The organism is Clostridium sp., assembly GCF_050717545.1.
Lineage (GTDB): Bacteria > Bacillota > Clostridia > Clostridiales > Clostridiaceae > Clostridium_AD.
Genome location: NZ_JBOITN010000017.1, coordinates 111629 through 133953, shown reverse-complemented (window position 1 = coordinate 133953; position 22325 = coordinate 111629). Strand labels below are relative to the sequence as shown.

24 protein-coding genes and 1 pseudogene are annotated in these 22325 nt (G+C 28.9%); 2 read left to right on the top strand and 23 right to left on the bottom strand.

What is annotated here, in order from left to right; genetic code table 11:
• Window positions 1-34: 34 nt before the first annotated feature.
• Window positions 35-1162: a D-alanyl-D-alanine carboxypeptidase family protein gene (locus tag ACREVX_RS03850; RefSeq protein ID WP_431542846.1), complete on the bottom strand. Its 1128-nt coding sequence runs from the start codon at window positions 1160-1162 to the stop codon at window positions 35-37.
• A gap of 156 nt (window positions 1163-1318) precedes the next feature.
• Here ACREVX_RS03850 and ACREVX_RS03845 point away from each other — a divergent pair, with 156 nt between their 5' ends.
• Both ACREVX_RS03845 and ytfJ read left to right on the top strand, forming a co-directional pair.
• The gene (locus ACREVX_RS03845; protein WP_431542845.1) at window positions 1319-1936 is read left to right on the top strand and encodes a DUF2953 domain-containing protein; all 618 of its coding nucleotides are present in this window, start codon (window positions 1319-1321) and stop codon (window positions 1934-1936) included.
• The gene (gene ytfJ, locus ACREVX_RS03840; protein WP_431542844.1) at window positions 1929-2381 is read left to right on the top strand and encodes a GerW family sporulation protein; all 453 of its coding nucleotides are present in this window, start codon (window positions 1929-1931) and stop codon (window positions 2379-2381) included. The genes ACREVX_RS03845 and ytfJ overlap by 8 nt, the downstream gene beginning before the upstream one ends.
• Before the next feature lie 221 nt (window positions 2382-2602).
• Here the strand turns inward: ytfJ and scpB are convergent.
• The 22 genes and pseudogenes from scpB to spoIIIAF all read right to left on the bottom strand — a co-directional run.
• Window positions 2603-3202, bottom strand: a pseudogene (gene scpB / locus ACREVX_RS03835) (SMC-Scp complex subunit ScpB); the annotation flags it as partial.
• Entirely contained in the window at window positions 3203-3943 is a 741-nt protein-coding gene (locus ACREVX_RS03830) for a segregation/condensation protein A (RefSeq protein ID WP_431542843.1), read from the bottom strand.
• A gap of 188 nt (window positions 3944-4131) precedes the next feature.
• On the bottom strand, window positions 4132-5313 hold the full coding sequence (locus tag ACREVX_RS03825) for a serine hydrolase (RefSeq protein ID WP_431542842.1): 1182 nt from the start codon (window positions 5311-5313) through the stop codon (window positions 4132-4134).
• A 215-nt stretch (window positions 5314-5528) separates the two neighbouring features.
• The gene (locus ACREVX_RS03820) at window positions 5529-6407 is read right to left on the bottom strand and encodes a tyrosine recombinase (RefSeq protein ID WP_431542841.1); all 879 of its coding nucleotides are present in this window, start codon (window positions 6405-6407) and stop codon (window positions 5529-5531) included.
• A gap of 21 nt (window positions 6408-6428) precedes the next feature.
• Complete coding sequence (locus ACREVX_RS03815; protein ID WP_431542840.1) at window positions 6429-6656, bottom strand: endonuclease III; 228 nt, start codon at window positions 6654-6656, stop codon at window positions 6429-6431.
• Window positions 6653-7303, bottom strand: a complete 651-nt coding sequence (gene spoIIM, locus ACREVX_RS03810; RefSeq protein WP_431542839.1) for a stage II sporulation protein M — start codon at window positions 7301-7303, stop codon at window positions 6653-6655. Before spoIIM ends, ACREVX_RS03815 begins: the two co-directional genes overlap by 4 nt.
• 321 nt (window positions 7304-7624) lie before the next feature.
• Window positions 7625-8440, bottom strand: coding sequence for a sporulation transcription factor Spo0A (gene spo0A / locus ACREVX_RS03805; protein WP_431542838.1), 816 nt, complete (start codon window positions 8438-8440; stop codon window positions 7625-7627).
• A gap of 193 nt (window positions 8441-8633) precedes the next feature.
• Entirely contained in the window at window positions 8634-9857 is a 1224-nt protein-coding gene (gene spoIVB / locus ACREVX_RS03800; protein WP_431542837.1) for a SpoIVB peptidase, read from the bottom strand.
• 296 nt (window positions 9858-10153) lie between these two features.
• On the bottom strand, window positions 10154-11842 hold the full coding sequence (recN, locus tag ACREVX_RS03795) for a DNA repair protein RecN (protein ID WP_431542836.1): 1689 nt from the start codon (window positions 11840-11842) through the stop codon (window positions 10154-10156).
• An 11-nt stretch (window positions 11843-11853) separates the two neighbouring features.
• Window positions 11854-12306, bottom strand: a complete 453-nt coding sequence (locus ACREVX_RS03790) for an arginine repressor (protein ID WP_431542835.1) — start codon at window positions 12304-12306, stop codon at window positions 11854-11856.
• Entirely contained in the window at window positions 12275-13156 is an 882-nt protein-coding gene (locus ACREVX_RS03785) for an NAD(+)/NADH kinase (RefSeq protein WP_431542834.1), read from the bottom strand. The genes ACREVX_RS03790 and ACREVX_RS03785 overlap by 32 nt, the downstream gene beginning before the upstream one ends.
• Before the next feature lie 54 nt (window positions 13157-13210).
• Complete coding sequence (locus ACREVX_RS03780) at window positions 13211-14023, bottom strand: TlyA family RNA methyltransferase (RefSeq protein ID WP_431542833.1); 813 nt, start codon at window positions 14021-14023, stop codon at window positions 13211-13213.
• Window positions 14024-14063: 40 nt separating this feature from the next.
• Window positions 14064-15926 carry a 1-deoxy-D-xylulose-5-phosphate synthase gene (gene dxs, locus ACREVX_RS03775; RefSeq protein WP_431542832.1) on the bottom strand — a complete coding sequence of 621 codons (1863 nt, stop codon included), beginning with the start codon at window positions 15924-15926 and terminating at the stop codon, window positions 14064-14066.
• Window positions 15927-16082: 156 nt separating this feature from the next.
• The gene (locus ACREVX_RS03770; protein WP_431542831.1) at window positions 16083-16952 is read right to left on the bottom strand and encodes a polyprenyl synthetase family protein; all 870 of its coding nucleotides are present in this window, start codon (window positions 16950-16952) and stop codon (window positions 16083-16085) included.
• A gap of 104 nt (window positions 16953-17056) precedes the next feature.
• Entirely contained in the window at window positions 17057-17290 is a 234-nt protein-coding gene (locus ACREVX_RS03765) for an exodeoxyribonuclease VII small subunit (RefSeq protein ID WP_431542830.1), read from the bottom strand.
• Entirely contained in the window at window positions 17290-18507 is a 1218-nt protein-coding gene (xseA, locus tag ACREVX_RS03760; RefSeq protein ID WP_431542829.1) for an exodeoxyribonuclease VII large subunit, read from the bottom strand. Before xseA ends, ACREVX_RS03765 begins: the two co-directional genes overlap by 1 nt.
• Entirely contained in the window at window positions 18497-19345 is an 849-nt protein-coding gene (locus tag ACREVX_RS03755) for a bifunctional 5,10-methylenetetrahydrofolate dehydrogenase/5,10-methenyltetrahydrofolate cyclohydrolase (RefSeq protein ID WP_431542828.1), read from the bottom strand. Before ACREVX_RS03755 ends, xseA begins: the two co-directional genes overlap by 11 nt.
• A 148-nt stretch (window positions 19346-19493) precedes the next feature.
• Window positions 19494-19889 carry a transcription antitermination factor NusB gene (gene nusB / locus ACREVX_RS03750; RefSeq protein ID WP_431542827.1) on the bottom strand — a complete coding sequence of 132 codons (396 nt, stop codon included), beginning with the start codon at window positions 19887-19889 and terminating at the stop codon, window positions 19494-19496.
• A 95-nt stretch (window positions 19890-19984) separates the two neighbouring features.
• Entirely contained in the window at window positions 19985-20374 is a 390-nt protein-coding gene (locus ACREVX_RS03745; RefSeq protein ID WP_431542826.1) for an Asp23/Gls24 family envelope stress response protein, read from the bottom strand.
• A gap of 81 nt (window positions 20375-20455) precedes the next feature.
• On the bottom strand, window positions 20456-20956 hold the full coding sequence (locus ACREVX_RS03740; RefSeq protein WP_431542825.1) for a SpoIIIAH-like family protein: 501 nt from the start codon (window positions 20954-20956) through the stop codon (window positions 20456-20458).
• Window positions 20957-20993: 37 nt separating this feature from the next.
• Window positions 20994-21542 (bottom strand): stage III sporulation protein AG, encoded by a 549-nt coding sequence (gene spoIIIAG / locus ACREVX_RS03735; RefSeq protein WP_431542906.1) that lies wholly within the window; start codon window positions 21540-21542, stop codon window positions 20994-20996.
• A gap of 155 nt (window positions 21543-21697) precedes the next feature.
• Window positions 21698-22291, bottom strand: a complete 594-nt coding sequence (spoIIIAF, locus tag ACREVX_RS03730) for a stage III sporulation protein AF (protein ID WP_431542824.1) — start codon at window positions 22289-22291, stop codon at window positions 21698-21700.
• Between the last annotated feature and the right edge of the window lie 34 nt (window positions 22292-22325).

The following is a 22325-nucleotide window of genomic DNA, read 5'->3' as shown; positions in this document are numbered from 1 at the left end:
TATTAACGGTTACCTAACCCACGACTTCTTATTGTTAATTGTTAACAAACAAATTTTTAATTTCATCAAACTTTATTTTAAATTTATTTTTTTTAACAATCACTTCTTTAGATACTAGTGCTTGCGTCAATAGAAGTTTGTCATTTGCATATACATCTATCCTACCTACATTTTCTCTTGCGCTTATTGGTGCAGAAACCTCATATAAAGGCTTTTTAATTTCAAACCTAATCTTTTGATTCTTTTTAACCGGAATTATAATATCTTTAGTACTTACTATATCAACATCATGAGTTCCGTTCTTTATTTTAAGATGATCTAAAACCTCACCCTTACTTATTATTTTTTCATACTTATAATTCTCTTTCACATAATTATTTATCTTTTCAGTTTCTTTCCATCTAGGGGTACAGTTTAAAGTAATAATAATAACATCTCTACCTTGAATTTTAACAGAAGTTACTAAACATTTACCTGCTTTTCCAGTGAACCCAGTTTTTACTCCAGTTGCATTTGGTAAAAGATATAAAATCTTATTTATATTATGGTAACTTCTTGTAAAATTATTCGCACTAGCATCAATATCCTTAGAGCTAACTATTTCATTAAAGAATTTAACCTCTTTTGCCTTTGCAGTAATTAACGCTAAATCATATGCTGTACAATAATGATTAGTACTATCTAAACCATGAGGAGATTCAAAATTACTATTTAATAATCCGGCCTCTAATGCATATTCATTCATCAGCTTTAAAAACTCATCCACGCTTCCACTTATTCCTTCTGCAATGGCAATTGCAGCATCATTCCCAGATCTTAGAAGCAGTCCATATAATAATTCTTTTAATGTTATTACTTCTCCTTCTTTAAGCCCTATTTCAGATCCACGTATAGTTGCAGATTTTTTTGATATTGTTATTTTTTTATCTAAATCTCCACATTTAATAGCAACTAAAGCAGTAATTATCTTTGTAGTACTGGCAATTTCGATTGGTGTATACGCATTTTTCTCATATAAAACAAGTTTTGAATCACAATCTAGTGCTATAGCACTTATAGCATTAACATACAAATCATCAGCATACACATTTTGAACAAATAATGTAAATAATAAAAATAAACTTAGAAATAAAGATAAATTGACTTTACACTTTTTTATCATGATATCACCTCTTTTAATATTTTTGTAACTAAAAATATTTATATTTTTCTATCTGTAAAATTTTTTTATCTGTAAACTGAATATTAGACTAATTAATTGATTTTTTTTGTTATTTTTGGGTATAATACCAGTTATTAGATATATTTGGAGGTTAAGATGTTTACATTTATAATTGTATTCTTTTTTATGTTAATAATTATATTATTTCCAATCCCTATAAAAATAACTCTAAAATACTCAAGCAAAGTTTTGGAAATTTTTATATACAACAAGAAAATAGATTTGAAAAAATCCTTGGAAAATAATAGGAATAAAAGAAACCGAAAAAATAATAAAACAGGCCAAACAAATAATACAACTACTAAATCAAAAAAAAGTTCTTTTAAGCTCTTAATTATAAATAATATATATGATATAAAACTAATTTTTTATAAAATTAAAACCTTAAAATTCAAACCAACTTTAATTTTAAATACTAAAGTTGAATATGGATTAGACGATGCTGCTTTGGTGGCTGTTTTATTTGGTATTATGCATTCAACCTACAGTTCTTTACATATAATATTATTAAATTTTGTTAAAGTTAAAAATATGTTTTTTAATGTTATTCCTCATTTTGAAGAAAATGATTTATATATGAAAATTTCAAGTACAATTTATATCAATTTTGCAACTGTTATTTATATGGCATTTAAGTTACTTCCTTGCCTTATAAACATAATGCACAACAAATCGAATTTCAAAGAATATAAAGGAGGAAATGTACATGGATAACCATCCAATTGAAAATTTAATGAAAAGTACAATGCAAAGTATAAAAGATATGATAGATGTGAACACCATTGTAGGTGATCCTATAAACCCAATAGCGGGCACTACTATTATTCCAATTTCAAAGGTATGTTTTGGTTTCGCATCTGGGGGAAGTGAATTCGATAGTGTTAAGGCCTCTGATTCAAGTAATAAATTCCCTTTTGGAGGTGGTTCTGGCGCTGGCGTCACTGTAAAACCTGTCGCATTTTTAGTAGTTAAAAACGACTCAATAAGACTTTTATATGTAGATCAGCAAAATCCATATGATAAAATCATCGATACAGTCCCACAGGTTATAGATACTATTAAGAACATTTTTAAAGAAAAAAGTGATAAAGAAGATCTATATAAAGGTGCAGAGAATGAAGATAAATCGTGTTACGATACAGAAGAATGTGATGAATAGTTAATTTTGCTTTTTAAATACATTTATAAAAATAGTAATAATAAAATTTCAACAAAATATAAGCCTCATCATAATAGTGTTTTCATTTAGAAAAACATTATTTTGATGAGACTTTAAACTTGTATTTTTTATTCATCCTAAATAGATATCTAATCTATTTCTTCTATATCAAGCTTTGGTTGTATATTTTCTTTATTGAAATCATCTCCTGCGGAGCTGAAATCATCTCCTGCGGAGCTGAAATCATCTTCTTTTATTTCTTCCTTATTAAACTCTTCTATAGAAGGCATTTCATTAAGGCTATGAAAATCAAAATGTTTAAGAAATTCATCGGTGGTAATATATATCATCGGTCTTCCCGGAACGTTTTTTCGCCCATTTTGCTCAATTAGTTTTTTTTGAGATAAAGTATAAATTGCCCTATCACTTTTGACACCCCTTATATCCTCAATCTCCACCCTTGTTATAGGTTGCTTATATGCAATTATTGCTAAAGTTTCAAGTGAAGCCTGGGACAGCGATTGCCTAATATTAGTCTTTAATAGTTTTTGAATATATTCACTATTACATGATTTTGTAACAAATTGATATTCATCATTGATTATTATAATTTTTATTCCTCTATACTCTTGTTCATACTTTATTTTTAACTCATCTATTAGCTCACGCGTAAAATCAATACTACACTCTAATATATTTGCAATTTCAGTTAGCTTTAATGATTCCCCAGCAACAAACAATAATGATTCAATAATAGAAAAGTATGTGTTTTTAGTAGAATTCTCTTCAATATCTAATTCCTTAATTTTAAACTTATTCATTTAATTTACCCTTTCTAAATATATATCTTCAAAATTGCTTTCTTGAATTACGGTAACACTCCTGCTCTTGATTAATTCAAGTAAAGCTAAAAACGTAACAATAACTTCTAATTTTGAAGAATACCCGTAAATTAGATTTGTAAAATGGATTTTCTCCAAAAAATCAATCTTTTGCTGTAATTCGTTCATTTTATCTTCTATTTTATATTCATCAACTAAAATTTTCTTATTTATTATATTATTAGTATTCATTTTATTTATATAATCTAACATTAAATTATTATATGAATTGTACAAATCAAAAATTGAAATATCTTTAAGAAAATCAATTTCTTGTGCATTTTTGCTATCTTCCTCAATTATTTCAGGTTTTTTACTGATCATTATACCAACGCCTTGTTCCATCATCTTCAAATTTTCAGCTATTACTTTGTATTTTCTATATTCAATTAATTTATTTAATAATTCTTTTTCAACATCAATATCATCATCAGGGGTATTCTCCTCTTTTACTTTAGGCAACAAATATTTAGATTTAATTTCGATTAAAGTTGCAGCAATAACAATAAATTCCGATGTCACATTTAAGTCCATTTCCTTCATATTTTTAAGATACTCTAAATATTGATTTGTTATTTCAATAATATTAATATCATAGATATTCATCTCATTTTTCTTAATAAGATGTAATAACAAGTCAAATGGACCTTCAAAATTAGTTACTTTTATACTTAACGGCATGTACATTCGCTCCTAAACACATAATTAATTATAAAGAAATATATTTCTTTATAATTGGTATAGTTTAAGTATAAAGCATCTTTAAATAAATAACTAGTCAACATATTATAAAAACTATAGCTTATAATCAATTTCTTGCTTATAAGCTATAGTTTACATTTAAATAGATGTTTATGTTTATATTATTATTAAATTGCTTTGTCAAATAAGTCTACAAAGTTATTTTTTAAATTATCCCAAATTTTAGATTTTTTAATATCCCTATCGCTGTATATGTTAATCTTACCAGATAATTTTTTATCAACATATATCTCACAGAATCCCATCACAACTCCTTTCTTATATTCTTGCAACCCTTCCTTTATAACAACTTTTCTAGTGATTTCATTTTTCTGGCCTCGCTCAAGAGTTATAATGAATTCTTCTTGTGCTTTAGCAACTAAAAATTTGTCACCCTTTTTATTCATAATCACCTTTTCTATATCTTGATCTTTTACTATTACTTTTTTAGTTTCAAATTTTGAAAATCCATAGTTCATTAACATGCTAGCATCACTATTTCTTTTCGTATACGTTGGTGCACCCATAATTATAGCAAGCATTCTTACATTACTTCGTTTTGCGGTAGCTGACATACAATACATAGCCTCATTAGTAAACCCAGTTTTAAGTCCATCACATCCATCAAAAAATCTAACAAGCTTATTATGGTTTACAAGACCAATAGGTGCTTTTCTACCCTCAGAAATAGTTTCCATATAGGTTCCAGAATACTTTAATATCTGAGGATGTTTTAATAACTCTCTAGACATAATTGATATATCATATGCTGTTGTATAGTGTCCTTCTGCACTTAGTCCAGTACAATTTTTGAATGCTGTATCTTTCATACCAAGACCTTTTGCTTTTTCGTTCATCATAGTTACAAAAGCATTTTCGCTGCCCCCTAAATATTCTGCCATTGCAACTGCTGCATCGTTTCCTGATGCAATTGCAATTCCTTTTAATATTTCTTCCACGGTTCTAACTTCACCAGTGTCAAGTATCATACTACTTCCGCCCATCTTTTTAGAGTTTTCACTTACAGTTATTTTATCTTGTAACTTAATCTTATTAGAGTCTATGGCCTCCATAGCTAGTAACATAGTCATAATTTTAGTTACTGATGCTGGTGCAAATTTTTCATGGGAATTTTTTTCATATATTATTTTTCCACTTGATGGTTCCATTAATAATGCTGACTTCGCATCTACTATAATCCCTTTATTGTCTTTATTTTCCACTTCTGCTTTAGCTGAAATACCAAAAAACTGTGAACTAAAAATCAATGATAAAATTAAACATAATACGTTTCTAAAGTTTCTTTTCATATAATCCTCCTCATATTTCTTTACGCTAGACAACACTAATATAATATCATCTGCTTTACTTAAATTTTATAACATTATTTTTACCAAATTTCATTAATATTATCACAGTTTCAAAAAATAATTTAAATATATAATAAATGAAAATTTTCATTATAAATTAAGCAAAAATAAAACCCACCTTCATAATTGCTGAAAGTAGGTTTATATTATATATGCTATGCTCTAGGATGAGTATTTTTATAAATTTCTGCCAACTTATTTTTTTTAATTACTGTTGAATAAATTTGAGTTGTAGACATACTGTTATGACCTAATAATTCTTGAACTGATGTTATACCAGCACCATTTTGCAATAAATGCACAGCAAATGAGTGTCTTAGTGTATAACAGTTTATTCCCTTTTTTATATTTGTCATTTTAGCATATTCTTTAATAATTTTCCAAAACCCTTGCCTTGTCATTTTGTCTGATTTTGTATTTAAAAATAGTAGACTTAAACTATTTAAATTAATTGTTGATCTAATTTTCAGATATTGCGATAGACAATTAACCGCATGTGACCCTATAGGAATTATTCTCTCATTTTTCCGTCCATTATTACATGTTATATATAACATTTCTAAGTTAATATCATATATCGTCAGATTTAGAAGTTCTGATACCTTTATTCCCGTAGCATACATTAATTCTAGCATTGCTTTATCTCTACACCCTTTAACAGTTAACCCATCTGGCTTATTTAATAATTCATCTATCTGTGCAATTGATAAGATTTGAGGTATATTCCGTTTAATTTTAGGAATAGAAAAGTAAGTCGTGGGATTATCATCTGCAAGATTGTTTTTAATAAGATATTTATAATAATTTCTAATAGAAACTATACTTCTTGCTATTGAACTATTTGCTTTGCCTTCTTTTTTAAGGTACTCAGCATATGCCATTATCGTTATGTTATCAACTGTTTTTACAGTTTCACTTCTGATTTTTATAAATTTAATAAAACGTTTAACATCCCTGGCATAAGCTTCCACCGTGTTTTTAGTCAACTTATTATTGTTTAAACTTTCAATATATATTGACAATAAATCATTCATAATTTCTCTCCTATGTTTAGGTTATAATCTAAAAAATAAATAAAATGTAAGAATATAATTATAAACCAATTTATAGTTATTATCAACTAAATTGTAAACTACAACGCTATTTTTGTAAATTCTAGTATTAGTAATAAGATTTTGAAGCAACCAATCTACTGCCTTAGGCAGTAAAATGCCCATTACTATCAAAATAACAAAACATTTTATTGTAAGCAGCACAAATTTTCTTATGTCCTTATAGTTCATTTAGCTATACTCCCCATATTATTAATTAGATTCTTGACAAAATATGGCGCAATATAGGATTCGATAACTATTCCTATAAATAATAAAACAATTATTACAATAAATATTACACTATAATATAATAACCTGCTAGATATACTACTTGTCCATTGTTTATTAAATTTGCTCTTAAGCAGCATTATGGAAAATTCCATTGATACTACTGATGCAAAAATAATGCATGGAATGTAAATCAAATTTTGAGGAAGAACCCCCAGCATTGCAATGCCAATGCCGCTATTCCCAAGCCCACTAATCATGAAACTAAATGTAAATCCAATTGTAAATCCTTTTAATAAATCAATTATTATTATTATTGGTATGCCAACAATCGTTAAACCTAAAAACCAAAGAAAAACAATAATAGGTAAATTATTTTTAATTGACTGAAAAAAAATTGATTTATAACTAATTCCACTTGTATTAGAAGGATCAACGAAATTCATCAAATAATTCACTAAATCATTTCGTTCAATTGTCCCCATGTATCTAACACTATAAATTCCTAAAATAATACCTGTAAATACACAAAGAATACTTATAATATATAACCAAAAGTTTTCTTGAATATGCTTGTTTATGTTACTTATTATTGTATTAGGTACCATAATTTTCTCCCCCTTTGTTTATCGCTCTTTTATCAAATTTATTTTAATATGTTTATTTAACTTGTATATGTAAAAGCTAAGCAAACACAATATAAATATTAAAACTTAATTTATATTTATGATAATTGAGGGGGTAATATGCATGCTTAATTAAAAACTTTAAATAACAATGAATTATACTTTATAAATAAAGCACATAAAAAATCCTCCTTATGTTTACTCAACAAATAAGAAGGATTTTTAATGTTTAACAATTAACATAATTATGAAGCTTTAAAGAATAATATAATACCCTATACTTCAAAACCTATTTAATGCTACTTAACTAACTCTGTTTTGTAATCTTAACTTATCAGCTACCATTGCTATGAACTCACTGTTAGTAGGTTTACCTTTAGCGTTATGTATAGTATAACCAAAGATTTTATTTATAGTTTCAACTTGTCCACGTCCCCATGCTACTTCTATAGCATGTCTTATTGCTCTTTCTACTCTACTAGCAGTTGTATTAAATTTCTTAGCAATTGATGGATATAATTCCTTAGTTACAGCAGATAGAAGCTCAATATCGTTTACTACCATAGTAATTGCTTCTCTTAAATACATATAACCTTTAATATGAGCTGGCACACCAATTTCATGAATTATATTTGTAATTTCAGCTTCTAGATCCATTGGTTCGCTACGACTACTTTTTCTAGGTTCAGTTGTATCAATAAATGAAATTGATCTTTTAGTATTATCACTAGAAATTGTATTGTTAAACATTTGTCTTATTCTCTTTGTAAAAACCTCCATATCAAAAGGTTTTACTACGTAGTAATCTGCCCCCAAAGCAATAGCACGTTGTGTAATTTTATCTTGACCTACTGCAGATAATACTATTATCTTTGGAATTGGATCAAGATCCATACTTCCCAATCTTTCTAGTACTCCAAGACCATCTAAATGTGGCATTATTATATCTAATACTACTAAGTCTGGTTTTCTCTCTTTTATTAACTTAAGAGCCTCTATTCCATCCTTTGCAATTCCTGTAACAATTATATCTCTTTGGCTCAGCAAATAATCATTTAGAATATTACAAAACTCCTTATTATCATCTGCAATAAGTACACTAATTCTTTCTTCTTCCATAATATAACTCCCCTTTATAAATAAATTCCCATATCTTAACAAATATTAATTCGACAAAAGAATTATAATTCCTTTTTATTTTAAAATTATTTACAAAAAAACATTTTTCTATCATTTATTATAAATAAAGGATAGCATAACTATCCTTTATCACTTAATACCTATTTTACCTCTTTTTTTTAAATAATACTAGCTATTTTGATAAAATACCAGCATCCTTTAACATCCATTCTATATATATACCATAACCAACATCTGGTTTATTTATTAAAACATGAGTCACAGCACCAATAATTTTATCGTTTTGAATTATTGGGCTTCCACTCATACCTTGAACTATGCCACCAGTTTTTTCTAGGAGCTTAGGATCTGTAATTTTAATTACCATACTTTTTGATCCAGATGTATTTTGAGGTAATAATTTTTGTATTTCTATGTCAAATAGTTCCGGCTCACTACCTTCTATAGTTGTTAAAATTTGCGCTTTACCTTCTTTAATTTCGTTTCTTAGACCTATTTTCATAGGTTTATTAAATTTACTATTTATAAGACTCTTAGTTCCATCTCCAAATATTCCACATTCTGTATTATTAATTATTTGTCCTTTTATAATATTTTCATCTACAAAAAGCCCTCTTAACTCCCCTGCGCTACCTCTTGTTCCTTTTTTTATAGATACTATATTAGATGATATAATTACACCACTGTTAACGTTAAGTATTGTTCCAGTATCAGAGTCTGTAATAGGATGACCCAGAGCAGCAAATTTTTTAGTTTTAGCATCATATAAAGTTAATGTTCCTACACCAGCCGTTGAATCCCGTACCCATAACCCGATTTTTTGTTTCCCATCTGCAGCATCAATAGCAGGAGTAACTTTAACCTCGAAAAAATTAATTTCATTTTTACGTTGCAATTTAAGTGTAATCTCAGATTTTTTTTGTTTATTTATAAATAAAGCTACATCCTCGGCACTATTTATTTCATTATTATTAATACTTACTATACTATCTCCTATTTGTACTCCTGCCTTAGCAGCAGGACTTGGTGTTTTGCCACTCTCACTTTCAATATCAGATAAAGCTACTACTAAAACACCCTTAGTAGTAAGTTTGACACCAATTGGTTGTCCTCCTGGATAAACCATTATTTCTGACTTATTTTTTATAAAAGTTTCTTGAACATTTAACAACCCTTGCAAATTAATTTTAAATCCTTTAATATTTTCAATTATAAAGGATTTATTAATACTATTAGTTTTATTCTCATTTACTATTGTACTACTACTGTTGTATGAACTTTCAATTGGTTTATCAAATATACCCACAACTTTATTTTGCATTTTAAAGTAGGTGCTTAAAGCAAATATTATTAGAGGTGTCATAATCCAACATAATATATTAAATTTTTTTATCATAAGTTTTACCTCCTTTTCGTATAGTATGACTTTAAGTTCCCCTGGATTTATAAGTATTATGCTATTAGATTAATTCAAAAATAGTCAATAAAATAGATTGAAAACTAATTTATGATAAATTAAGTTATTTTCACTTTATTTATATTATTTTCAGAATTTCTATAAATTTTACAACCTTAGATTATTTTACTTCACGTTAATATTAAAAACAAAAAAAAAGATAAAATCATGACTCATGACTTTATCTTTTCCTATATTCTAATTTTTTATTACTAAATTCACTAAAAAAATTAATATTAATTTTTCTTCTTATTGTTTGCCATATTTATCATTTCTTTAGAATTTTCTAAAGTTAATTTAGTAACCTCAGTCCCACCTATCATTCTAGCTATTTCACTTTGTTTTTCTTCATCATTCATTTTTATAATGTTAGTATACGTTTTGTCCTTAATGACGTTTTTCGATATTAAATAATTTATATCCGCCATGCTAGCTATTTGTGGCAAATGAGTTACACAAAAAATCTGATGATTTAATGATATTAAATACATTTTCTCTCCAACACATTGCGCAATTCGCCCACTTATACCCGTGTCTATTTCATCAAATATAACTGTAGGTATTTCATCCTTATCAACGAATACAGTCTTAAGAGCAAGCATTATACGTGATAATTCTCCCCCTGACACAATATTCTCTAGAGGGCTTAGTGGCTCTCCAGGATTTGTAGATATACAAAATTGAACCTTATCACATCCATTTTCATAAAATGTACTTTCAAGTTTCACTTCTATGTAGAATTTACTTTTTTCAAGTCCAATATAATTTAATTCCTCTTTTATTTTATTTTGAAGTTTTTTTGCTGTAACACATCTTATCAAATGAATTTCGTCCGCTATATTTTTCATTTCACTCTCTAGACCTAGCTTTTCTTCTTTAAGTTCAATAATAATTTCACTACTATTAGTTAATTCTTCATATTCAAGTTGAATTTTATTTCTATACTCATAGATTTCTTTAATAGTAGGTGCATATTTTTTCTTACAGCTATTAATTTGACTTATTCTACTGTTGATAAACTCCAATTCTTTTTCATCATAATAAATGTTCTCTTTTAAGTCCCTAAGTTGTGAAATATTTTCCTCGATATTAAAATAGCTTTCTTCAATAGCATCCGTAATTGTTTTTATTTTATCCATGTGTTTTTCGATACCACGAAGTTCCTTAATGGCAATAGCTAAATTATAAAAAACAGAGGGATTTTCTTCTTCACTACTATACAATAGTTGATAACTTTTAGATAAATGTTTCTCTAAATTTTCTGCATTACTGATTATTGCATATTTCTCTAAAAGCTCTTCATCTTCGCCAATTTTCAAATGTGTATTTTTAATTTCTTCTAACTGGTAATTTAAGAAATCAATTCTTTTTTCTCGCTCACCTTCGTTTCCTTCTAGTTTTAAAATTTTATTCTTAATAGTTGTCATTCGTGCAAACTTTTCCTTATACCCAAGAATAATTTTATGGATTTTGTCCGTACCAAATGAGTCCACATAAAATATATGATTAGCTTTATCTAATAAATTATGATTATCGTGTTGACCGTGAATATCTAATAAATTTTTGCTTATATGTTTGACCTTTGAAAGTAGCATAGATTTACCATTAACTTTAGCAATACTTTTTCCTGATTGAAAGGTTTCGCGACTTATAAATACCGTATCCTCATAATCAATTTCCATCTCATCTAAAACACTTTTGCTGTTTTTAGTATCAATAGTAAATATAGCCTCAACATAAGTTTTGTCTTCACCTGTCCTAATTAGGTTCTTATTAAATTTCCCACCTAACACATAATTTATAGCATCAATTAAGATTGATTTTCCTGCTCCTGTTTCACCAGAAAACACATTAAATCCCCGTTCAAAATTAATACTTAATTTTTCAATCAGTGCAAAATTCATAATATTTAATTGTAGGAGCATACTAATTCCTCCTATTCATTTATCATCTTTTTAATCTTTTGAATTATTTCTTTTGTATCTTCTTCTTTTCTAACTAAAATAAAAACAGTGTTATCTCCAGCTATAGTTCCTACAATTCCATTAAATTTCAATGAATCTAAAGCTTCGGCAGCAGCACCACCGGCTCCTGATATAGTTTTGAGCACTATAAAATTATCCACATGATCAACATAAAGAACTGTTTGAGAAAAAATATTAACCAACTTATTTGATAAAAAACTATCCCCTGGTGAACTAGTAGCATATTTGTGGGTCCCATATGCATTCATAACCTTAATTAATTTTAGTTCTTTTATATCTCTAGATACAGTCGCTTGAGTAATTTCAAAACCCTTATTTTTAAGTTCCTCTGCTAACTGCTCTTGGGTTTCAACCTCTTTTTCCTGAATAATTTCAATTATCTTTGCATGACGTGCAATTTTCATCTTTTTCTCCCTCACAGTCCATTGTTCTAGAAATTATTTTTTTTCTAAGTATACTAAAATAATTATAATCATTAAATTTAATAAGTCTACATTTTTTATTTGAAACACTTACTAATATTTTTTCATAGTTATTAAGCTTTATTGCTCGTTGGCCATCCGGGGTTAGGAATATACTTTCATGTTCACTTTTTATGTTAATAGATATTTCACTTTTAGAATCTACCACTATAGTCCTCATAGATAAAGATAATGGACAAATAGGTGTTAAAGCTATAACATCTAGATTCGGATAAATTATAGGCCCCCCTGCAGATAATGAGTATGCTGTAGACCCTGTTGGAGTAGCTATTATAAGTCCGTCCCCTGTAAAATCAATATAAAACTTATTATCTATGTGAAGTTCATATTTAACAACCCTTGCTAGCGTACCTTTTGATACAACTATATCATTTAATGCAATATATTCTTCAGTATCCTGCCTAAGTGGCAGAGTACACTTTAGCATCATTCTCTCCTCTACGTAATAATCATTTTTAATATACTTTTCCATAGCATTTTCAAATTCTAGTAGCTCTACACTAGATAAAAAACCTAAATTACCTATATTTACCCCTAATATTGGAATATTATAATTTTTAATATTCCGTGATGTCCTTAAAATAGTGCCATCTCCACCTAAGGCAATTATAATATCTAAATCGTTAAATTTATCGTTATCAAGCCCAACTGCATCTTTAAATGTAAATATATTAATATCATCAACATATTTACTAACGATATCCTTAACATATTTAATTATCTTTCCATCTTTATCCTTAGTTGTATTTATATTAATGCCTATTTTTTTCATATTACCTCCTTATCGCCCTCTATAGCAGACATTAACTATCAACAGCCTTCTAACCTAATTTAAATCTTTATGAGCCTGACTAACTAATTGTTTTATATTGTCTTCAATAAGATTGTCGAATTGATTACTATCTTTTGTAAAATAAATTAAATACTCAATATTACCATTAGGTCCCTTTATGCATGAATAATCAATATTAATAACCTTTACATCAAGATATTTAAGAAGGTTTAAAACATTGATTATTACCTTCACATGATCACTTGGATTTTTAACTACACCTTTTTTATTAACTACTCCTACACCAACTTCAAATTGAGGTTTTAATAGTGCTACAACGCTACCATCCTCTTTTAATAGATTAAGTAAATTTGGAATAACCTTTTCAAGAGATATAAATGATACATCAATACTAGCAAAATCTGACAACTGTCCGATACTATCTGAAGTTAAGTATCTTATGTTTGTCTTCTCCATTGAAACTACTCGGGGATCGATCCTTAACTTATTATCTAACTGATTTGTCCCAACATCTATAGAGTATACCCTAGATGCCCCATACTTAAGCATACAGTCTGTAAACCCTCCTGTAGATGCACCTATATCAAGGCAAGTTTTCGCCTCAAGGTTTATACCGAAAGAGTCTATAGCTTTTTTTAGCTTTAACCCCCCCCGACTTACATATGGAATATCTTCTCCAAAAAATTGAATCATAGATGATAAATCAACTTTTTTCCCACACTTAGTAATCTTAATACCATCCACAAATATGTTTCCAGAAATTATATTTTCCTTTGCCCTTTCTCTTGATGCTATAATCCCTCTTGAAACTACAATTACATCTAATCTGTCTTTATCTTCCAACATAGAAAACTCCTTATAAATCCATTCATTATAAAATCTTATTTTAAACTAATTTTAATATACTTTCAAAAATCCCATCCACATCTAATTTATGTAATTTATATAATATATCAACTTTTCCGTGGGTAATAAATTCATCTTTAAATCCTAAATTAACGACCTTTGTTTTTGCATTCAGTGAGTTTACATATTCTAGTACTAAAGAACCTAGTCCTCCATGCACAATATTATCCTCTATGGTTACTAATGAATATTCTTTTGAGACTAGCTCAGAAATTAGAACTTTATCAATAGGCTTAATAAAACAAGCATTAATTACAGTAGATGCAACCCCCATGTTCTCTAATTTTTCTCTAACTAAAATAGCATTTTGAACCATCTTACCAGTAGCTATAAATGCTATTTTACCGCCACTAAATAAAGTTTCCCATTTTCCATTTTTAAAATTTTCCATAGGAACCAATTTAACATTGCTATTGTCCCCACCCCTAGGGTATCTTATAGCAATTGGATAATTTTGCTCTACTGCAAACGTGAGCATTGTCTTAAGCTCACCTATACATTTTGGGGCCATTATTGTCATATTTGGAATATGAGATAAATACGATAAATCAAATACTCCTTGATGGGTTTCACCATCAGCACCTACTATGCCGGCCCTATCTATTGCAAAAATAACAGGCAAATTTTGAATACAAACATCATGTAAAATTTGATCATATGCCCTCTGAAGAAAAGTAGAGTAAACTGCAAAAATAGGTTTTAGGCCTTGCGTCGCCATTCCTGCCGCCATCGTAACTGCGTGTTGTTCTGCAATTCCTACATCAAAAAATCTATTCCGGAACTCTCTTGAAAATGTTTCTAACCCTGTGCCTTCACGCATTGCCGCTGTTATTGCTACTATATTTTTATTCTCCTTTGCAAGGTGAACAATCTGCTCTCCAAATGCATCGGAGTAACTTTCTGTATGAGCGCCATATACATTTCCAGTTAAGGGATCAAATGGTGCTATCCCATGGAATTTGTGTGGTTCCCTTTCAGCAAATTTGTACCCTTTACCCTTTTTAGTTATAACATGGATAATAACTGGACCATCCATTTCTTTAGCTAGCTTTAAAACCTTACTCATTTCTTTAATATTATGTCCATCTATAGGTCCTAAATATTTTATACCCATATGCTCAAAGAGCATTCCAGGCACAATAACTTGCTTAATTCCGTTTTTAAGCTTTTGTATGGAATTAACCATACCATCACCTACACTAGGGATTTTTCTAAGTGTAGAGTTTATCTCTTTTTTTATTCTATTATAGGTTGGATCAATTCTAAATTGACCTAAATATTTAGACAATCCTCCAACATTTTTTGAAATAGACATTTGATTATCATTGAGCAAAATAATCATTTTAGTTTTTCTAAATCCTGCATCATTTAAAGCTTCAAATGACATGCCTCCTGTGAGTGCACCATCACCAATTACTGAAATGACATTATAATTTTCTTTCTTTAAATCTCTAGCTCTTGCCATGCCAAGGCCTGCCGAAATAGATGTACTACTATGTCCTGCTTCAAAAGAATCGTATTTGCTTTCTTCTCTTTTAGGAAAACCACTCAGACCACCAAAACTTCTAAGAGAATCAAATTGATTCTTTCTGCCTGTAAGGATTTTATGTACATACGATTGATGCCCTACATCCCATATTATTTTATCTTTATCCAAATCAAACACATTATATAAACTTAATGTTAATTCTACAACGCCTAAATTAGAAGCTAAATGGCCTCCAGTTTTAGAGACTTCTTCAATTAAAAACCTTCTAATTTCTCCTGAAAAAATATTAAGTTCTTGTATTGTCATTTTTTTTACTGCATTTATATCATCAAATTCATCTAAAATCTTACTCATATATATCTATCCTCTTTTATTAAACATATTATTTTACCCACATTTATGGAAATATTATATCATATAATATTATTTAATTCAAAAGCTATTTCGACTAAAAAGACAGCCTTATGACATCTAAAACACTAGCAAATATTATTAAATCACTAATCTATTTTAGTATTGCCTTTCAAGTAAAAATTCTGTAATTTCTTCTAACTGAGTTGTATTTCCCTTAAGTCCCTTTAATATTTCAAAACATTGCTGAGTTAAATCGTTGCATTTTTTTTTGCATTCTTCTAATCCATACATGGTTATAAATGTAGTTTTATTATTACATTCATCACTATTTACATTTTTACCTAAAATAGTTACATCACCAATTATATCTAATATATCATCCTTTATTTGGAACGCTAACCCCAATTTGTCACCATACACCTTCAAATTGCTTAAATCCTCGTCACTTGCATTTGCTAAGATAGCACCACATAATATAGCAACTTTAATTAACTGTCCTGTTTTATTTTTATGCATATACAAAAGTTCTTCCTCAAGTATGGTTATACCTTCACTTAAAATATCACAAATTTGTCCGGCAATCATACCATCTGCGCCGGAAGCTTTTGCTATAAATGAACTTGCCTTTATTTTATTTAAGCTTCCATCTAAACATTCATTTAGCATTATTATCATAGCCTCATTTAAAAGCCCATCACCTGCCAGTATCGCGATTGCCTCACCATATATTTTATGATTTGTAGGTTTTCCACGGCGCAAATCATCATTATCCATGCTGGGCAAATCATCATGAACAAGAGAATATGTATGAATCATTTCAAGAGCTGCCGCAAAGGGCATTATACTCTTGTAATCTTCTTTATACATATTGTAGGTAAGAAGCATTAAGGCTGGTCTGATTCTTTTCCCTCCTACTTTTAAACTATAAATCATTGCCTCGAAATTTCTACTATTAATTTCTGGCTTATTATCAAAATAATCACTTATCCATTGTTCAACTTCATCTTTAAGCAACTTTATATCCATTTTATCCCTCTTCCTATTAATTGTTATAAAAATAAGATTTCAGCGTAAGTCTAACTCCACTCAGAACTCATTATTATAGTTAGCCTTCAGAACTGCAGTAATCATTACACTTTAGATTCATCTGCAAGTTCAATAAAATCTTTTTCACCATCATCTGTTAATATTTTTATTTTACCTTCTGTATCATTCAAAATTTTATATAAGTTATTACATATTTTTATGCCCTCTTCATAACTTGCCATAGTTCCTTCGAGAGTTACTTCATTACCATCCATAATATCTACGATTTCTTCTAGTCTTTCCATCATGCTTTCATAAGTTTCTTTTTTCTTAGCCATTAAATCATCTCCTTCGGAGCTTTAGTATTACTTAGTTTAAATAACGCACTACCATCTTTAAGCGTTATCTTTACGTCTTTGATATTTTTAAGTTCATTAATTTCACTAATAACTTCATTTTCATCATTTTGCAAAACTGCATAGCCCTTGGTCAACACATTTAAGGGGTTGTGTGCATGCAAAAGAGCATTTAATTTTGAAAGTTTCTGCTTTTCTAATAAGATTTTTGAATTAAATTTATAATTTAAAGTATCTTTTAGATTATCTATACGAGTATATTGATTAACTATAAAATTCAAAGGGTTATTAACTTTCAAAGTTTTGCTTAATAAATTAACTTTATTGTATTCTTTAGTAACCTTATATTCCACAGTTCTTAGCAAGAGTTCTCTAAGTGCTTTAATTTCATTATTTAGATCTTTTAAATTTCTAACTGCTATTTCAGCAGCAGCTGATGGAGTAGGCGCTCTATGGTCACTTGCAAAGTCGGCTATAGTAAAATCCGTTTCATGACCAACCCCTGTAATTATGGGTATCTTAGAATTATATATAGCATATGCTAAATTCTCTTCATTAAATGCCCATAATTCCTCTATTGACCCTCCTCCTCTTGCAATAATAATCATGTCAACACTTTTTGATAAATTAAAATATTTAATTCCTTGTTCAATTTCAGAGCTAGCATTTACACCTTGAACAAGTGCTGGATATATGAGAATGTTAACATTTATATTACGCCTTGTTGCAACGTTAATAATATCTTTAATTGCAGCTCCTGTTTGTGCTGTAATAACTCCTATTCTCGTAGGGAATGAGGGAATGATCTTTTTGTGTTTTTCATCAAATAATCCTTGTTTTTCTAACTTTTCTTTTAATTTCTGAAAAGCTAAATATAGTTGACCTTCGCCATCTGTCTCCATAGAGTCACAATAAACTTGATATGCACCGCCCTTCTCATAAACAGAAACTCTACCACGAATTATAACATTCATCCCATCTCTAGGCGTAATTGCCAGTTTAGATGCTTGTGATTTAAACATTACACAATTTACTTTTCCAAATGCATCTTTAAGCGAAAAATATATGTGTCCACTACTATGTAATTTTACATTAGATAATTCTCCTTTAACATTAGCATTATTTAATATAAAATCACTATCAATTATTTTTTTAATGTACCCATTAAGGGCAGTTACGGTTATTACTTTAATAAACATTATCCCTCCACGCAGCGCAAGCATTTTTTATAAGCATTGTTGTAGTCATTAGTCCCGTTCCACCTGGCACTGGCGTAACATAACTTGCACGATTTATAACATCGTAAAAATCTACATCACCAGTAATTTTACTATCTACCATTGTAGTTCCAACATCTATAACAACTGCGCCTTCCTTAACAAATTCACTTGTTACAAACCCTGGTTTACCAATAGCTGCAACTATTATGTCTGCTGATCTACAAATTTCTTTTAGATTAGTTGTTTTTGAGTGACATATAGTCACGGTTGCATCTTCGTTAAGTAATAATTGTGCTGCTGGTTTTCCTACAATATTACTTCTGCCAATAACAACAGCATGTTTTCCTTTAATATTACATCCAGTTTGTTTAATCATTTCAATAACACCCAATGCAGTACAAGGAATAAAACTTTTAGCTCCCATATAAAATCTACCCATATTTACATCTGTTAATCCATCAATATCCTTTTTATATGAAATTTTAGAAGTAATTTCTTTCTCATTCAAATTTTTAGGTAAAGGTAATTGAATAATTATCCCATCTACATTATTATCTTCATTAAATTTTTCTATAATATCTATTATATCGTTTTGACTTATCTCTTTATCTAATTGAGTACAAGTATAAGAAATCCCTAATTTATTACAGAGATTGTTTTGACTTTTTACATATGACAAAGAACCTCCATCATCTCCAACCAATATAGTTTTAATTGATGGCACTCTAAGACCTTTACTAATCCCATCCTCTATAATGGACTTAATTTCATTTCTGTAGGTTTCAACTATTATTTTACCATTAACTCTAACTCCCACATTATCTTCTCCTTTTAAACATTTATAATATATTAACTATAATAATACATTTCTAATAAACTTTTAGATTTCCTCTTTTATGAACTAAAATAACTAGTCAAATATACCTTTATATTTGACTAGTTATTTTATTATTATTAATTTAATTTCAGATCATTTTTGCTAAAATACCATTTATAAAAGCTGGTGAGCTGTCTTCCCCATAAATTTTTGCAAGTTCTATACCCTCATTTACGGAAACCTTACCTGGTATTTCTTCCTCGAATAAAATTTCATATGTACATATCCTTAAAATAGCCAAATTCATTTTAGATAATCTAATCAGTTTCCATTTAATTAGGTGTTTTTCAATATTTTGATCAATTTTCTTGGCATTTTCTTGAATCCCAGCAAGCACCTTAGTAATATACTCCATGTCTAAATCTACTAAATTCACATCTGTGTGTTCTTTAAAATTTTCAATTATCTCCTCATACTTTTCTTTATTTATTGACATTTCAAAAAGTAATTTCATTGCTGCTTCTCTCGACTTTCTTCTATTCATTAGTAATCCTCCTAGTCTTCCTAGACTAAATATAGTCTTAATATAATAAAACCTACATAAAAATAAACACCCTCTGTTACAGAGGGTGTTTATTTTTATGCTTCTATTTCCTCTAGCTTTTCTGTTTTAGGTAATACAACATTTTGTACATATACATTTACGGCTGATACTGTAAGACCTGTCATTAGCTCTACAGATCTTTTTACATTTATTTGTGCTTTTTCAGTAACTTCTGGAATTTTAACACCATATTCAACTACAATGTGTAAATCAATTATTGCACTATTTTCTCCAACATTGACTTTTACACCTTTAGATAAATTTTTCTTTCCGCTTAATATTTGAGTTATTCCATTAACTAAACTAGCACTCATTCCAACAATTCCTTGTATTTCAGCAACAGCGAGTCCCGCTATAACACTAACAACATCCTCAGATATCTTAACAACACCCATTTCCGTTTCGTTTAAAATTTTATCTTCCATATTAGTACCCCCTTATTTAACTTAGGTAAAACATGACAATGCTATATTTATTATATCAGATAAATATAGCATTTACAAATATTATTCTTTTATTTTAACATCAATCTTTTCAAGTTTTGTTTTACTCATTACAACATCCTTTATGCTTCTGAGCTCAGCTTCTGTAAGTACTTTTTTATCAGTTTTAACTAATATTTCTACCTTGTCATCTACTATGCTGCACATTGCCTCATTATATCCTAAAGCCTTTAGTGCAAGTTCAATGTCGCCTTCATTTTGCGTAGCCATTGATATGTTCATGTACTCAGTTGCAGCAATTTTCTTTTGTGCTTCTGGTGTATTAGCATCATCCATTAAAACTTTAATTTCTTGAAGAGCACTGTTATTTTGTTGCGTTCTTGATAATTTTGCTTCTGTAAAAAAGCTTGAAGTTGCTGTCTCTGTAAGTGATATTGCACTCTTCTCACTACTAAAATCACCATCATTTACATACAATGGTCCATTCACCTTCGTTGCAAGATACCCTGCAAACACAATAAGTACTACCAATGTAACAATTATACCAGACTGTTTTTTATTCATAATATTTCCCCCCATCTACCTTTCTTTGAATTATATGCTACTTATTCATAGGATATACATTAACTTTGCTTTCTGGCAAATTAAATAAATTAACTACTGCTTGTCTAATTCTAAGTTCTGTAATTTTCTCACTTGATCCCTGGGCCACTACGCAAACACCAGTAATAACAGGCTTGTATTTCTTTACTATTAACGGTTTATTTTCTTCTCCATTGTTAGTCATAACAACAGTACTTCCATTGTTATCTTGAGTAATGTTTCTTTTACCACCAGTTGTATCATTCTCTACTGTAAGACTGCTAGAATCATTAACGTTTACTGCAGGAACACTTTCTTCCCCGCTCTCAAAATATATCATAAGTTGTACCGTTCCAACCCCCTGAATCCCCTCAAGCGTTAATTTGAGTTTACTTTCAAGCTGTGCTTCATAGTCATCTAATCCTGCCGCGCTACTGCCGCTTGAAATTTTTGGGGTTTGCGCGCCAGCATCTACCTCCGTTGTAGTTGATTTTGGTGTTTTAAAAAAACTGCTTGCTAAAACTATTACAACAGCTACTAAGATAACGAGTACTAAGTTCCCAAGCATTTTGTCAGATTTTTTGTTTTTATCATTTTTATTTCCTCCTTTTCCACCATTTAATTTTATTTTAATATACTCAGTAAATTTACTAAGCAAATTATCATTATTCACGAAAATTCCCCTCATTTCTTGTTATAATATTATACTTATCAATCCATAATTTATGAATTTGATTTATAAACCGTAATAACATTATTAGATATTTTGTACTTACTACTTATTAGTTTCTTTATTTTATTCCCCTCATTGCCCTTTAAAACATCCTTTTGTGGCGCACTTACACTTTTTACATCAATGTCTATATTATTTATATTTTTAACTCCTAGTCCCACTACTTCAACCCCAACAGAATCTATATTAAATATTCCATTTTTGCTATCATAAGCAACCTGTATATCAACATTATATTTATTTTCAGGATAAGTCTCTTCTAAATTTGTAATGCAATCTTTTTCTAAATTCTTTTTAAAATTTTCAGTTGTATTTAATATGTTGCTATCTTTATACTTCTTAATATCAGCCTTGTCAGTCCCTGTCTCCATATAACTTGTAGCTTTATCTGAGTAAGAATTTAAATTAAAATCTTTATCAAAAGCTTTTATTATAGGGTTAATTATTACTACTATTAGTATCAATCCCAATACGAATTTGGCATATTTTTTCATGCTATTATCTGGCAAAAGCATCTCCACTGCAGTAATAAAAAACACAGCTATGGTAATACTTGTTATCCAGACCTTTAATATCTCTATCAAATTGCCACCACCTCCTTTATTATCGAGTTTTCTA